Annotated in this window: 11 protein-coding genes; 4 read left to right on the top strand and 7 right to left on the bottom strand. The window is 73.3% G+C overall.

Annotated elements, in window-relative coordinates; all coding sequences use genetic code 11:
• Window positions 1-257: 257 nt before the first annotated feature.
• From AB0F56_RS16040 to AB0F56_RS16010, 7 genes are all read right to left on the bottom strand, one after another.
• Window positions 258-1,658, bottom strand: coding sequence for an aminobutyraldehyde dehydrogenase (locus AB0F56_RS16040; RefSeq protein WP_362009232.1), 1,401 nt, complete (start codon window positions 1,656-1,658; stop codon window positions 258-260).
• Entirely contained in the window at window positions 1,651-2,967 is a 1,317-nt protein-coding gene (locus tag AB0F56_RS16035) for an NAD(P)/FAD-dependent oxidoreductase (RefSeq protein WP_362009229.1), read from the bottom strand. The genes AB0F56_RS16040 and AB0F56_RS16035 overlap by 8 nt, the downstream gene beginning before the upstream one ends.
• Before the next feature lie 25 nt (window positions 2,968-2,992).
• Window positions 2,993-4,153, bottom strand: coding sequence for an ABC transporter ATP-binding protein (locus tag AB0F56_RS16030; RefSeq protein ID WP_362009226.1), 1,161 nt, complete (start codon window positions 4,151-4,153; stop codon window positions 2,993-2,995).
• A gap of 5 nt (window positions 4,154-4,158) precedes the next feature.
• Entirely contained in the window at window positions 4,159-4,995 is an 837-nt protein-coding gene (locus tag AB0F56_RS16025) for an ABC transporter permease (RefSeq protein WP_362009223.1), read from the bottom strand.
• Entirely contained in the window at window positions 4,992-5,882 is an 891-nt protein-coding gene (locus AB0F56_RS16020; protein WP_362009221.1) for an ABC transporter permease, read from the bottom strand. The genes AB0F56_RS16025 and AB0F56_RS16020 overlap by 4 nt, the downstream gene beginning before the upstream one ends.
• Before the next feature lies 1 nt (window position 5,883).
• Complete coding sequence (locus tag AB0F56_RS16015; protein ID WP_362009219.1) at window positions 5,884-7,014, bottom strand: spermidine/putrescine ABC transporter substrate-binding protein; 1,131 nt, start codon at window positions 7,012-7,014, stop codon at window positions 5,884-5,886.
• A 196-nt stretch (window positions 7,015-7,210) separates the two neighbouring features.
• Window positions 7,211-8,470, bottom strand: a complete 1,260-nt coding sequence (locus AB0F56_RS16010; protein WP_362009216.1) for an aromatic ring-hydroxylating dioxygenase subunit alpha — start codon at window positions 8,468-8,470, stop codon at window positions 7,211-7,213.
• Between the two features lie 470 nt (window positions 8,471-8,940).
• On the opposite strand from AB0F56_RS16010, the gene AB0F56_RS16005 reads away from it, so the two are divergent.
• The 4 genes from AB0F56_RS16005 to AB0F56_RS15990 are packed head-to-tail and all read left to right on the top strand — an operon-like array spanning window position 8,941 to window position 13,133.
• On the top strand, window positions 8,941-9,450 hold the full coding sequence (locus tag AB0F56_RS16005) for a hypothetical protein (protein ID WP_362009214.1): 510 nt from the start codon (window positions 8,941-8,943) through the stop codon (window positions 9,448-9,450).
• Complete coding sequence (locus AB0F56_RS16000; protein WP_362009212.1) at window positions 9,447-10,874, top strand: NADH-ubiquinone oxidoreductase-F iron-sulfur binding region domain-containing protein; 1,428 nt, start codon at window positions 9,447-9,449, stop codon at window positions 10,872-10,874. The genes AB0F56_RS16005 and AB0F56_RS16000 overlap by 4 nt, the downstream gene beginning before the upstream one ends.
• The gene (locus AB0F56_RS15995; RefSeq protein ID WP_362009209.1) at window positions 10,871-11,062 is read left to right on the top strand and encodes a ferredoxin; all 192 of its coding nucleotides are present in this window, start codon (window positions 10,871-10,873) and stop codon (window positions 11,060-11,062) included. The genes AB0F56_RS16000 and AB0F56_RS15995 overlap by 4 nt, the downstream gene beginning before the upstream one ends.
• A 1-nt stretch (window position 11,063) precedes the next feature.
• A complete protein-coding gene (locus tag AB0F56_RS15990) occupies window positions 11,064-13,133 on the top strand; it encodes an acetate--CoA ligase family protein (RefSeq protein ID WP_362009206.1) in 2,070 nt (689 codons plus the stop codon).
• Window positions 13,134-13,208 lie beyond the last annotated feature (75 nt).

Raw genomic sequence — 13,208 nt, 5'->3', positions numbered from 1 at the left:
GGTTCTTCGAGTGCTGGTGGTACACGCCTCGCGTGGTCGCTGACCAGCGGAAACGGCCACGATTCGGCCAAGCCGCAGGCGGCTGGTCCGCGCATGGCCCGGATCCTGGTCGCCACGCAGCGGCGGCCCACCGCGCCTTGTTGCACCAGCGCCTGCATGCCGAGACCCTGTTCATGGCCGGCAGTGCGAAGGCGTTCCGCGAGACGGCGCGGCAATTCCTCGACGTCGTCCGCAAGGGGCCGGGAGGGGACCGCGGCTCAGATCATCACGTGCTTGGGCCGGGTGTAGTCGAGGAGGCCGGAGAGAGACAGGTCGCTGCCGTATCCGGAGTGTTTGACTCCGCCGTGCGGCATTTCGGAGACCGTGGTGCCGTGGGTGTTCACCCACACGATCCCGGTGTGCAGGGCTCTCGTCGCCCGCATCGCCCGGTCGTGGTCTCTGGTCCATACGCTCGCGGCCAGTCCGAAGCGTACGTCGTCGGCGAGCCGCAGCGCTTCGGACTCGTCGCTGAAGGACTGCACGGTCACGACGGGCCCGAAGATCTCCTCCTGGACGATCTCGTCGTCCTGGCGCACCCCGGCGACGACGGTGGGGGCGAGGAAGAAGCCGGGCCCCGCGGGCCGTGTGCCGCCGGCCACGATCCGGGCGTGGCCGGGCAGCCGGTCGAGCAGGGCGCGGACCGAGGCCAGCTGGGCGGCGTTGTTGAGCGGGCCGAGATCGGTGCCGGGGCGCAGTGCGCGGGCGACGTCGGCGAGGGCGTCCAGGAAGGCGTCGTGGATGCGGGCGTGGACCAGGAAGCGGGTGGGGGCGGTGCAGTCCTGGCCGGCGTTGTAGAAGGCGACCTGGGCCAGGGCGGCGGCGGTGGACGGGACGTCGACGTCGTCGTGGACGATCACGGGCGCGTTGCCGCCCAGTTCGAGGTGGACCCGCTTCAGGCCGGCCGCAGCCGAGGCGGCGATCTCCTGGCCGGCGCGGACGCTGCCGGTGAGCGCGATCAGGGCGACGGCGGGGTGGGCGGTGAGGGCGCGGCCCGTGTCGCGGTCGCCGCAGACGACGTTCAGCACGCCCGGGGGCAGGTGGGGGGCCGCGATCCGGGCGAGGAGCACCGACGAGGAGGGGGTGGTGTCGGCGGGTTTGAGGACGGTGGTGTTGCCGGCGGCGAGGGCCGGTGCGATCTTCCACGCGGCCATCATCAGGGGGTAGTTCCACGGCGTGATCTGGGCGCAGACGCCGACAGATTCGCGGCGCAGCAGGGAGGTGCGGCCCTCGGTGTACTCGGCCGCGGCGGCGCCTGGGAGGTTGCGGGCGGCTCCGGCGAAGTAGCGGAAGGCGTCGGCGATCGCGGGGAGTTCCTCCGTGCGGAACTGTGCGGCGGGCTTCCCCGTGTCGGCGGTCTCCGCGGCGGTCAGCTCGTCCGCGTGCGCCTCGACGGCGTCGGCGACGGCGAGCAGGGCCCGTTGCCGGTCGGCCGGGGTGGTGGCCGACCAGGGTCCGTACGCGGCCGCGGCGGCCGCGCAGGCGGCGTCGGTGTCGGCGCGGCCGGAGCGTGGGGCGTGGCCGTGCACGCGCCCGGTGGCGGGGTCGACCAGCTCGGTGGTCATGCCCGTGGCGGCGGCTCGGTCCTCGCCGCCGATGTGGTTCAGCAGACTGTCAGCCACGGCGCAGGGCCTCCTTCGCGGCGGCGCGGCCGGTGCGGACGGCGCCCTCCATGTAGCCGGCCACCCACTGGTCGGATCCGCAGACGTAGAAGGGCGGTTCATGGGTGCCGTGACGGGGGCCGACGGCCATGACGTCGCCAGGAGCCCATTGCGTGACGTACCCCTGGGTCCAGGGGTCGGTGCCCCACAGGCGCAGATGCGCGGCGCGTGGCCGATGGGCCTGGTCGCCGTACAGCCGGGCGATCTCGGCGAGGAGCTCGCGGGTGCGCAGGTGGGCGGGGGTGCCGAGCAGGACGCCGTATCTCTCGGGCGGGATCAGGGCGGACAGGATGCCTTCGTTCTGCGGCCAGGTGCTGCCCAGCACCCCCTCACACTCGGACAGACCGCTGAGCCCCCGGTCGCGCCAGAACGGGTGGTCATAGGCGGCGACGAACTTCGCGGCGAGGGCGTGCCGCTGGTGGTACAGCGAGGCCAGGCGCTCCTCGCCGACGCCGGTGACGGCGAGCGAGCGCAGCGGGCCGGCGGGCAGGGCGCTGACGACGGCGGCCGCGGTGAGGGTCTCGCCGCCCGCGAGGCGCACCGAGCAGTCGCCGGAGCGGCGGACCACGAGCGCCTCGACGGGCGAGCCCGTACGGATTCTGCCGTCGAGCCCGGCCGCCATCCGCAGGGCCACGGTCGCCGAGCCCTCGGCCACCCGCAGGCCCTCCCAGGCCTCGTACTCGTAGTGGCCGAGGCCGGGGACGGCGGCATGCTTGCGGAGGGCGGCGAGCAGCGAGGTACGTTCGAACGAGCCGTCGGCGAGCGCGAGCTGGCCGATCTCCCACAGCCGTACGACGGCCGGGCTCGCCCCCTCGTCGCGCAGCCAGCCGGCCACGGACATCCGGTCCAGGGCGGTGGCCTCGGGGTGGGACCAGGGGTCGTCGGGGTCGACGGTCGCGGCGAGTGCGGCGAAGCCGGCGGTGACCTTCCGGTGGGAGGCGTCGTCGCCGGGGCCGAACCAGTGCGGCGGGTCGCCGGCGCTGACGCCTTCGGGCGTGGCGCGGGCGAGCGCGCCGGGTTCGGCGACGTAGCTGGGGACGAGGGAGAGGCCGAGTTCGGCGACGAGCGCCGTGTACGCGGTGTGCGCCGAGCCGACCACCTCCCCGCCGAGCTGGACGAGGCGGCCGTCGGGCAGCGTGGTCTGCTCGACGCGGCCGCCGACCCGGTCGCGGGCCTCGACGACGAGGACGTCGACTCCGCCCGCGGCCAGGTCGCGGGCGGCGGCGAGTCCGGCGAGTCCGGCGCCGAGCACGATGACATCGTGGTACATGGTGTCTCCTTCGGAGGGGCCGTCGTCAGTCCAACACCAGGCAGTGCTCGGGCCGCCAGCCGAGCTCGACCTCCTCGCCGCCGCTCCAGCGGTCCTCCATGCGGGAGCGGGCCGTGTTCTGCTCCAGGACGTGCACGGTGACGCCGGGGGCCAGTTCGATGAGGTACGTGGTGGTGGGGCCGGAGTAGACGGTCTCCCGGACGACACCGGTGACCCGGGCCATGCCGGGCTCGAAGTCGGACAGCCAGATCTTCTCGGGGCGCAGCGAGAGACTGACCCGACGGCCGTCGGTCATGCCGGGGCGGTCGCCGACGGGGAGCGCCGGGCCCTGGTCGAGCAGCACCCGTCCGGCGCGGTAGGTGCCGGGGACGAGGTTGGAGGTCCCGAGGAACGAGGCGGTGAAGCTGCTGGTGGGGCGCTCGTACACGTCCTCCGGAGTCCCGCACTGTTCGAGGCGGCCCTCGTTCATGACGGCGAGGCGGTCCGACATGGTCAGGGCCTCGTCCTGGTCGTGGGTGACGAACAGGAAGGTGATGCCCACCTCGCGCTGGATCTGCTTGAGCTCGACCTGCATCCGACGCCGGAGCTTCAGGTCGAGAGCCGCCAGCGGCTCGTCGAGCAACAGCACCTGCGGACGGTTGACCAGGGCGCGGGCGAGGGCGACGCGCTGGCGCTGGCCGCCGGAGAGGGTGGTCGGTCTGCGGCCCGCCAGGTCCCCGAGCTGTACGAGGTCGAGCATCTCGGCGACCCGGCGGCGGATCTCGGGGCGGGCGACGCCCTTGCGCTTGAGGCCGAAGGCCACGTTGTCGGCGAGGGACAGGTGGTCGAAGAGGGCGTAGCTCTGGAAGACGGTGTTGACGTTGCGCCGGTGGGGCGGCAGGCCCGTCACGTCCTCCCCGTCGAGCAGGACGCTGCCCTCGGTGGGGTCGGCGAAGCCGCCGATTATGCGCAGCAGGGTGGTCTTGCCGCAGCCGGAGGGACCGAGCAGGGAGAAGAACTCGCCGGGGGCGATGTCGAGGCTGATGTCGTGGACGGCGTACGAGGCGGAGCCGCCGGAGCTCCCGGAGCTCCCGGGGTAGCTCTTGCCGACCCGGTCGAGCCGGACAGCGGGGTGCGGGAGTACGGCTTGCGGTTGCGGAGGTCGGGCCGTGTCCGGCGCCTGCGGGGGCGTGGGTTGCGAGGTCATGGCGTTTACTTCCCGGAGAGCAGGTCGAGGCCGCCGCGCCGGCCGAACAGGCGCGGGATGGCGAGGGCGAGGGTGATGAGTGCGACGGAGCCGGCCAGCATCAGCGTGCCGACGGCGTTGATGGTGGGCTGGACCCCGAACCGGATCGCCGAGTAGATCCGGACCGACAGAGGTTGCGGATCGACGCCGGTGGTGAAGTAGGCGAGGACGAAGTCGTCGAAGACCAGGGCGAAGACGAGGACGGCGGAGGCGAGGATGCCGGGGAGCAGCGCGGGCAGCGTCACCAGCCGTACGGCCTGCCGGCGCGTGGCCCCCAGGTCCATGGCCGCCTCCTCGATCTCCGGGTTCAGGGCGGCGACACGGGAGCGCAGGATCACCGTCACATACGAGATGGAGAAGGTGATCTCGGCGAGCATCACCGTCGTCGTGGACAGGGTGATGCCGAGGCCCTTGAACAGGAGCATCGCGGCCACGCCGGTGACGATCTCCGGGGTGATGAGCGGGACGAGCATCACCAGTCCGGCGAAGGAGCCGAGTCGGTTGCGGCCGCGGACCAGGCCGAGCGCGAGGGCGACGCCCAGCACCACCGAGCCGATCATGGCGACGAGGGAGACCCGCAGGCTCATGTCGAGCGAGTCCAGCAGCATGTCGTCGCGGAGGAACGCTCCGTACCAGCGCAGGCTGACGTCGTCGAAGACGGTCAGGGACTTCTGCGAGTTGAAGGAGAACAGGACGACGACGCCGATGGGGACGTAGAGCAGCGCGAAGAAGACGGCGGTGACGGCGATGGCGAACCGGGGACGGCGTTCGGCGCCGCGGCGGCGCCCGCGGGCGGCCCTCATCGGACCGCCTCCGCCTCGTCCTTGCGGGTGCGCCGCAGGTAGCCGAGCATGCCGAGGAGGAGGACGGCCATCAGCAGCATGGTGAGGGCGGAGCCGAGCGGCCAGTTCTGCCCCTGGAAGAACTTGTCCTGGATCAGGTTGCCGATCATGATCTGGTCGGGGCCTCCCATGAGCTGGGCACTGACGAAGTCGCCCATGGCGGGCAGCAGGACGAGGACACAGCCGGCGGCCGCGCCCTGCCGGGTGGCCGGGACGGTGACGAACAGGAACGTCCGCAGCGGACCGGCGTACAAGTCGCGGCCCGCCTCGATGAGCGAGGTGTCCATGCGCTCCATGGCCGCGTACAGCGGGATGATCATGAAGACGACGAAGCCGTAGACGAGACCGGCGACGACGCCCGCGCCGGTCTGCAGGATCCGGGTCCCCCCGTCGGCGAGCCCGATCGCCCGCAGTGCCCTCAGCAGCGGTCCGTCGTCGGACAGGACGACGGACCAGCCGTACATCCGCACCAGGTAGTTGGCGAAGAACGGGACGACGATCGCCGCGATCAGCAGGTTCTTGTACCGGCCGCCCCTGGTCGCGATGGCGTACGCGACGGGGTAGGCGATGACCAGACAGACGGCGCAGGTGACCAGGGCGTAGCCCAGCGAACGGAGCAGGACCGTGCGGTAGGCGGGGTCGGCCAGGGCCGTGAAGTTGTCGAGGACGAAGCCGAAGTGCGGGTTGCCGAGCGGGTCGGTGGTGCCGAACGCGAGGGTGGCCACCAGGATCAGGGAGGCGACGAGGAAGACGGTCATCCAGAGCGTGCCGGGCAGCATCAGCCAGGTCCACAGACGTTCTTGTACCGGCTTTCTGACGGTACGTGGGGTACGGGCGGTATCCGCCATGTCAGCCCGCCTTCACGTCGGTCCAGGCGGCGTCGCGTGCCTTCTCGCCCGTTGCCGTGCCGTTGCGGAAGAACATGTCGTCCCTGAGGTCGGCCGCGGTCACTTGGCACTGGGGGAAGGGCTCCACGAGCGCGGCGTAGGTGTCCTCCGTGCCGCGCACCGGCATCGGGTAGCCGATGTACTCGATGTTCCGCTTCACGTTCTCGGGCCGGAGCATGTAGTCGATGAAGAGCATGGCCGTGCCGGGGTGCGGTGCGTCGGCGGGGATGGCGTAGCAGTCGGAGTTGACCGGGGCCCCCTCGCGGGCGGTCTCGAATCCGAACACGGACGGGTCCTTCGCCTGGGCGAGCATCGCGGCCATGTCCCCGCTCCACGCCTGGGTCATGTCGGCGTTGCCGTTGAGCAGGTTGTTGTAGCTGTCGCTGGAGAAGCCGCGCAGTCGAGGGCGCAGGGTGCGCAGGGTGTCGGTGACGCGGTCGAGGTCGCCCGGCCGGTCGGTGGTGAGGGGCAGGCCGAGTTTGAGCGCGCCGACGGCCAGTACCTCGTCGCGGTCGTCGAGGACGAAGACCTTGCCCTTGGCTCGGTCGTTCCACAGATCGCCCCAGGAGCCGGTGAGGTCGCCGAGCCGGTCCCGGCGCCAACCGATGCCGGTCTTGTACATGGTGAAGGGGACGGTGTGAGCGGAGCGGGGGTCGTACCACGGGTCGGCGAAGTAGTCGTAGGCGCCGAACACGGCCTCGGCGTTGCTCAGACGCCCGTGGTCGATGCGGCGCAGCCGGCCCCCTCGGGAGAGGCGCTCGGCCCACTTCGCCGTGGGGAAGATGATGTCGTAGCGGTTGCCGGCGTTGAGTTTGGCGGCCATGCCTTCCATGGAGTCGTAGTTCGACTGGACGACCTTGACCCCGTACTCCTTGGAGAAGCCGGCGAAGACGGCCGGGTCGACGAAGTCGGCCCAGTTGAAGTAGACGAGGTCGCCGTCGACCTTGACGTCGATGGGGGACTCGGCGGCCGACCGGCCGGCGTCGTCGGAGGGGGAGGAGAATCCGCAGCCGGCCGCCGTCAGACCGAGGGTGGCGGTGGCGCCGGCGCGGAGCAGCGAGCGGCGGGACAGGGAAGGTGCCTCGGGGGACATGGGGTCCTCTCCGTAGGGGCCGCTGGGGGACGGCGGGCGAACGTTCGGTGCGTCGACGCGTGAGGCGTTCGGCTGGGCGCGTACGGGGGTGTGCGGACGGGTTCGGGGCACGGGGCGGGGGACGGAGGTACGGCGATGAGGCCGCGGCGGTAAGGCGATGCGGTGGTACGGCGCTACGGCGACGGGGCGGTGCCGCTCACCGGCCGGGCGGGCCGGAGCCGGGGTCGGGGTCCGGTGCGGCCTCCGTGGGGTCGGCGGGGTCCGAGAGCTCTGCGGGATCCGCCAGGTCGGCACGGATGCGGTCGGCGAACCAGCCGACCGCGAGCTCGCGCCGGGACAGCGGTCCGGGTTCGAACCCCGGGGTGGACAGACCGCGTTGGACACGGGCGACCAGCTCGGTGTCCTCGTCGTTGGTGATCCAGCCGATGCGCATGTTCAGGCGCCGGGCGAGTCGGGTGCGCAGCCCGGTGCCGCGGCGGGTGTAGAAGGCGCCGGGGACGGCCACCTTGTCGACCGCGGCCGGTACGGCGGTCCACGCGAGCACGTGGTCCGGGTAGAAGTCGATGAGGGTGTTGGGGTAGATCACGGCATACCGCCAGACCCTGCGGTCGGCCTCGGTGAGGCCGGGCATGGGCGCGGCGACGCGCTGGTAGAGCCGCTCGGTCCAGTTGGAGGACGGCTTGTCGCGCAGGGGCGAGGTGAACAGGACGTAGGAGTCGTGGATCTCGCAGCCGTAGCCCTGGTAGTCGAGCAGGCGCATCAGGCCGGGGTGGGCGACGGGTACGTGGTACCCCTCCAGGTAGTTGTCGACCGCGACCTTCCAGTTGGCCTCCTGGACCTCGGCGCGGGCCAGGTCGTGGATCCGGTCCCGGCCGACCGGCACCAGGTCCGCCCCGGCGTAGTGGCCGACGGCCTCGGCGAGTCCCGCGCAGCTCTCGGCGAGCGGGACGGCGTTCGGGTCGAGGTTGACGAAGACGAAGCCGAGGAAGGATTCGACCCGGGCCGGGAACAGGCCGAGGCGGGGCTTGTCGAGGCAGGGGATCTGCCGGGCCTCGGGGGCGCCGACCAGGCTGCCGTCGAGGCGGTAGGTCCAGCCGTGGTACGGGCAGCGGATCGCCTTGCCGGCCGGTTCGGGGGCGGTGACCAGGCGGGTTCCGCGATGGCGGCAGACGTTGAGGTGGGCGGCGATGCCGCCGTCCTCGGTGCGGACGACCAGGACCTCCCGGTCGGCGACGGTGGCGGCGAGCCGGGCCCCGGGGCCGGGCAGGTCGGACTCGTGGCACACGAGCTGCCAGGACCTGGCGAAGATCTGGCGGGTCTCGGCGGCGGCGACGGCGGGATCGGTGTAGTGGCGGGCCGCCAGCGCGGGAGCGGGGAGGTCCCTGGCGGCTGTGTCGGGTGCGGTGGGCGCCTCGTGCGCGGTGAGTGCGCCGGGTGCGGGGGCTCTGGGGTGCATCGGTGACTCCTCGTACCGCGGGGCGGCGATCGGTGTCGGGCGTCGATGTCGTGCGAACCGGATGCGGGCAGCGGGTCGGGGCGGGTGCCGGGACCGGGCTGACCGATTGGACAGCCAGCGTGGTGGCTGAATTCCGCTGGGTCAAGACTTGTACGCTGACCGATCGGTCAGCTAGCTTGGTTATTGCCTGACCGATCGGTCAGCAAACGTGTTCCTGTTGCTGCACTTCCGCCGCACTGCCTCTGACCTGCGTATTTCTCGTCATCTGGTGGGTGCGGCCCACGGCCTCGCGCCGGAAGCAGCCCGGCGTGCCCTGGCACCTGCCCCGACACGCACCTCCCTCGCTTTCCTCCTCCGATTCCCCCTCGGCCGAGACCGCTGACGAGCCTGTGGCTCGAACGCCCCACTCGGCTGCCGGGCCGGCGGCCGACGGTCACGGCACCCGCACCCCTTCCCTTCCGGAGGCACGTATGAGTGGTCGTCGGCATCTGGACTGGCTCGGGCTCACCCCCGAACCGGAGCGGGAGCTGCCCGCAGCCGTCGCCACGCTGCGCGCCTCCCTCGGCACGGCGCACCACCCGCCGCCGGGCCGGGCCGAACTCGCGGCCGTCGAGCGGCGCCGGGTGGAACGCCTGGTTCTGAGGGGCAGCCGGCACAGCTGGTTGCGCTACCTCGCCGAAGCCACCGCGCTCGTGACCGCCGTGGCCCTCCGGCTCGAAGAGCAGGGCGGCGGAGACAGCCACGCGGGCATGAACGCGGACACGAGAGCCGACGCGGACCCGGACGCCTCGACCGCGGCCGCGCTGCTGGCCGCCGAGGTGATCCTCGACCACCACCGCATGCTCATCGGCCTGCCAGGAGCGGGATACGGCCGCACCGCAGGGGACCGCGCCGCGCTCGAAGGCGCGCTGCGACTCCTGCGCACCCGGTCCCGTACCGCCGGACCCGCCCCCACCGCCCGTACAGGAGACGGCAGATGACCCACAGCCTCCCCTCGCCCCCGAGTCACCCCCCGGCCATCAGCCGCCCCTCGACCGTCATCCGTCACCCGACCGCCCCCGCGCCGGGTTCTGTGCTGGGCGCGACGCCGCACGCGACGGAGAACGCCGAGGCGTACGAGGCCACCGGTGGCTACGCCGCCGCCGTCACCCCCGACGAGCTGCTGCATCACCTGGACGCCTGCGACCTGCGCGGCCGCGGCGGCGCCGGATTCCCGGCCGCCGTCAAGCTCCGTACCGTCCGCGAGCACGGGCGACGCGGCCGGGGGAGCGGGACGCGCGGCGAGCGCGCGGCAGGTGCCGGCACCCCGGTCGTGGTGGCCAACGGGGAAGAGGGCGAGCCCGGTTCGGTCAAGGACCGCTGGCTGCTGCGGGCCCGCCCGCACCTGCTCCTCGACGGCCTCGTCCACGCCGCCGCGGTGACCGGCGCCGAACACGGCTACGTCTACCTCTCCGACCCGGAGGCGGCCCGCAGCGTCCGCCGGGCCCTCGCCGAACGCGTACCGTCGCTGCCCGTCGAGGTCGTCGAGACCGCCGCCGCCTATGTCGCCGGCGAGGAGACCGCGGTCGTCCGCCGGATCGACGGCGGGCCGGCCCTGCCGACCGCCAAACCGCCCCGCCCCTTCGAGCGGGGAGTCCGGGGCGCGCCGACGCTGGTCGCCAACGTCGAGACACTCGCCCGGATCGCGCTCGTCGCCGCCCGGCCCGACCTGCGCGAGCCGATCGCGCGCTCCACCCTGGTCACCCTCTCGGGCGGCAGCGTCGCACCTGTGCTCACCGAGGCGCCGTACGGGGTCCCCCTGAGTACCCTTGCCGCCGCCCACGGCACCCCGGCCTCGACCGGCGCCCTGATGGGCGGTCTCTTCGGCGGGCTCGTCGACGCCTGCGCCCTGGACCTGCCCCTCGAACCCGGCGCTCTCGCTGCCGCGGGCACGGCGCTCGGCTGCGGAGCCATCCGCTTCCTCACCACCGACGTCTGCCCGGTGGGCGCCGCCGCCGACGCGGTCGGTTACCTCGCGGTCGAGAGCGCACGCCAGTGTGGCGTCTGCGTGTCGGGCTCGGCCGCGATCAGTGACGCTCTGGACCGCCTCGCCTCCGGATCCGCCGAACCCGACACTGCCGAGCGGCTGCACCGATGGGCGCGAGGATTGCCCGGGCGGGGTGCGTGCGGGCTCCTTGACGCCGCCGCCGGCCTCGCCGGAAGCCTGCTGCGCGTCTTCCCGGCACAGGTCCGGGCCCATCTCGACGGGCCCTGCCCGGTATGCCGCGCCGACGCCCCCGGGCGGGACCCGCACCGCCTGACCCGCCTAAGGGTGCCGGTACCGGCCGTGGGACCACCCGCGCCGACCGGATCCGGCCCCACCTCCGCCGAGCCCATGGCCGCCGTACTGGAAGGAACGTCATGAAACTGCTGCTGGACGCCACGCTGTGCAACGGCTACGGCCTCTGCCAGGAGAACACCCCCGAACTCGTCGAGCTCGACGAATGGGGCTACGCGAAGGTCGTCGCCGTCGACGTGCCGCCCGCTGCCGAGGACCGCGCCCGCGCCTGCGCGGAGAGCTGCCCCAACTCTGCCCTGCGCGTGGAGGGATGAGATGACGCGTGACCTGACCTCGCTCTTCGACCCCGGATCCGTCGCCGTGGTCGGCGCCAGCGACGACCCGGCGAAGTACGGCCATGCGGTGGCCGCCCAGGCCCTCCGCGCGCCCGACCGGCGGCCCGTCCACCTCGTGAACCGGCGCGGCGGCACCGTACTCGGCCGGACGGCGGCCACCTCCCTCGGCGAGATCGGCGAGCCGGTCGACCTGGTGGTGATCTCCGTGCCCGGCACCGGCTTCGAGGCGGCCGTCGACGACGCCCTCGCCTGCGGGGCGAAGGCGATCGTCGCCATCACCGCCGGTTTCGCCGAGGCCGGCCCCGCCGGTCTCACCCGCCAGCGGGTCGTCGCCGAGCGGGTCCGGGCCGCCGGAGCCGTGCTCGTCGGCCCCAACTGCCTGGGCATCGCGGACAACACCACCGAGCTGTACCTGGCTTCGGACCGGTTCACGCCCGGCCATGTCGCCCTGCTCAGCCAGAGCGGCAACCTGGCCCTCGAACTCCAGCTGCGCGGCGCCCCGCACGACCTCGGCTTCTCCCGCTTCGTCTCGCTCGGCAACCAGGCCGACGTCACTCTCGTCGACCTCGTCGAGGACTGCGCCCGCCACGAGCCCACCTCCGTGATCGCCGTGTACGCCGAGGACTTCGGCGACGGCCGGGCCTTCGCCCGCGCCGCCGCCGAGGCCGGCAAGCCCGTGGTCCTCCTCACCGCCGGCCGCGGCACCGCTTCGGCCCGTAGCGCCCAGTCGCACACGGGGGCACTGACCACCTCGGCCGACGTGGTGGCCGCGGCATGCCGCGACGCGGGTGTCGAACTCGTCCGTACCCCACGGGAGATGACCGTGGTGCTCGCCGCCCTGGCCGGCGGGCGGCGCACGGCCGGCCGGCGGACCGCCGTCCTCACGGACGGCGGCGGCCACGGCGCGGTCGCCGCCGACGCTGCCGAGGACGCCGGGCTCGACGTGCCCGAGCTCGGCGCCCCGGCCCAGGACCGGCTGCGGAGCGTGCTGTGGGAGCAGTCCGCCGTCCGCAACCCGGTCGACCTCGCCGGGATGGGGGAGCAGCGCCCCCTCTCGTACGCCGACACCGTCCGCGAACTGCTGGCCGCCGACGAGGTGGACGCCGTCCTGATGACGGGCTACTTCGGCGGGTACGCCGCCTCCGAAGGCGGCCTGGGGGGCGGGCCCGCCGGCGGCTCCGTCCTCGCCGAGGGCGAGCAGCGGGCCGCGAAGGAGATCGCCGGACACCTCGCCGCCACACCGAAGCCGCTGGTCGTGCAGTCCATGTACCCGGAGTCGCCCAGCTGCCGGGTGCTCGCGGAGGCCGGGGTCCCGGTGTTCGCCGCCACCGAGGACGCGGCCCGTGCCCTCGCCGCGCTGACCGGCCGCGCGGCGGGCGCTCCGACCGGGGTGGCCGCGCCGCCGCCCGCCGGGCCACCACTGGGGGATCCCTCGTACCACGGTGTGCGGGCGCTGCTGGCCGCCGCCGGAGTGCCCTTCCCGCCGGCCCGGGAGATCACCGACGAGGCCGGGCTGCTCGCCGCTGCCGCCTCGTTCGAAGGACCGTACGTCCTCAAGGCTCTCCACCTCCTGCACAAGTCCGACGCCGGCGGGGTGGCGCTGCGGCTCGCCGACCGGGACGCGCTGCTGGCCGCGTACCGGCGGATGCACGCCCGCCTCGGCGCCCCGTCGTACTCGGTCGAGGCCATGGCGGACCTCTCGGACGGTGTCGAACTGATCGTCGGCGTCCAACGCGACCCCCGGTTCGGCCCGGTGGCGATGGTCGGCCTCGGCGGGGTGCTCACCGAGACCCTGCGCGACGTGGCCTTCGCCCTCGCGCCGGTGGCCGCCGATTTCGCCGAGAAGCTGCTGCGGGGGCTGCGTACCGCCCCCCTGCTCGACGGCGTGCGGGGCCGTCCCGCCGTGGACGTGACGGCGGCCGCCGCTGTCGTCGCCCGCATCACCCAAGCCGCCGCGGCCCACCCGGAGATCGCCGAGCTGGAGGTCAACCCGCTGCTGGTACGCCCGGACGGCGCCCTCGCGCTGGACGCGCGAGCCGTCCTCGGCTGACCCCCAACCCTCCCCACGAGGCCCCGGTGAGGCCTTCCCGTACACCCCCGCATACCTCTCTGCACACCGTCCCGC

Source organism: Streptomyces sp. NPDC026092 (assembly GCF_040638605.1).
GTDB lineage: Bacteria > Actinomycetota > Actinomycetes > Streptomycetales > Streptomycetaceae > Streptomyces.
Note: the sequence above shows the minus strand (reverse complement) of the source record. Positions and strands in the feature narration are given on the sequence as shown.

Excerpts from the sequence above, each read along its gene's own strand:
- AB0F56_RS16035 (WP_362009229.1), bottom strand. The coding sequence starts at position 2,967 with ATGTACCACGATGTCATCGTGCTCGGCGCCGGACTCGCCGGACTCGCC.
- AB0F56_RS16030 (WP_362009226.1), bottom strand. The coding sequence starts at position 4,153 with ATGACCTCGCAACCCACGCCCCCGCAGGCGCCGGACACGGCCCGACCT.
- AB0F56_RS16025 (WP_362009223.1), bottom strand. The coding sequence starts at position 4,995 with ATGAGGGCCGCCCGCGGGCGCCGCCGCGGCGCCGAACGCCGTCCCCGG.
- AB0F56_RS16020 (WP_362009221.1), bottom strand. The coding sequence starts at position 5,882 with ATGGCGGATACCGCCCGTACCCCACGTACCGTCAGAAAGCCGGTACAA.
- AB0F56_RS16015 (WP_362009219.1), bottom strand. The coding sequence starts at position 7,014 with ATGTCCCCCGAGGCACCTTCCCTGTCCCGCCGCTCGCTGCTCCGCGCC.
- AB0F56_RS16010 (WP_362009216.1), bottom strand. The coding sequence starts at position 8,470 with ATGCACCCCAGAGCCCCCGCACCCGGCGCACTCACCGCGCACGAGGCG.
- AB0F56_RS16005 (WP_362009214.1), top strand. The coding sequence starts at position 8,941 with ATGAGTGGTCGTCGGCATCTGGACTGGCTCGGGCTCACCCCCGAACCG.
- AB0F56_RS16000 (WP_362009212.1), top strand. The coding sequence starts at position 9,447 with ATGACCCACAGCCTCCCCTCGCCCCCGAGTCACCCCCCGGCCATCAGC.
- AB0F56_RS15995 (WP_362009209.1), top strand. The coding sequence starts at position 10,871 with ATGAAACTGCTGCTGGACGCCACGCTGTGCAACGGCTACGGCCTCTGC.
- AB0F56_RS15990 (WP_362009206.1), top strand. The coding sequence starts at position 11,064 with ATGACGCGTGACCTGACCTCGCTCTTCGACCCCGGATCCGTCGCCGTG.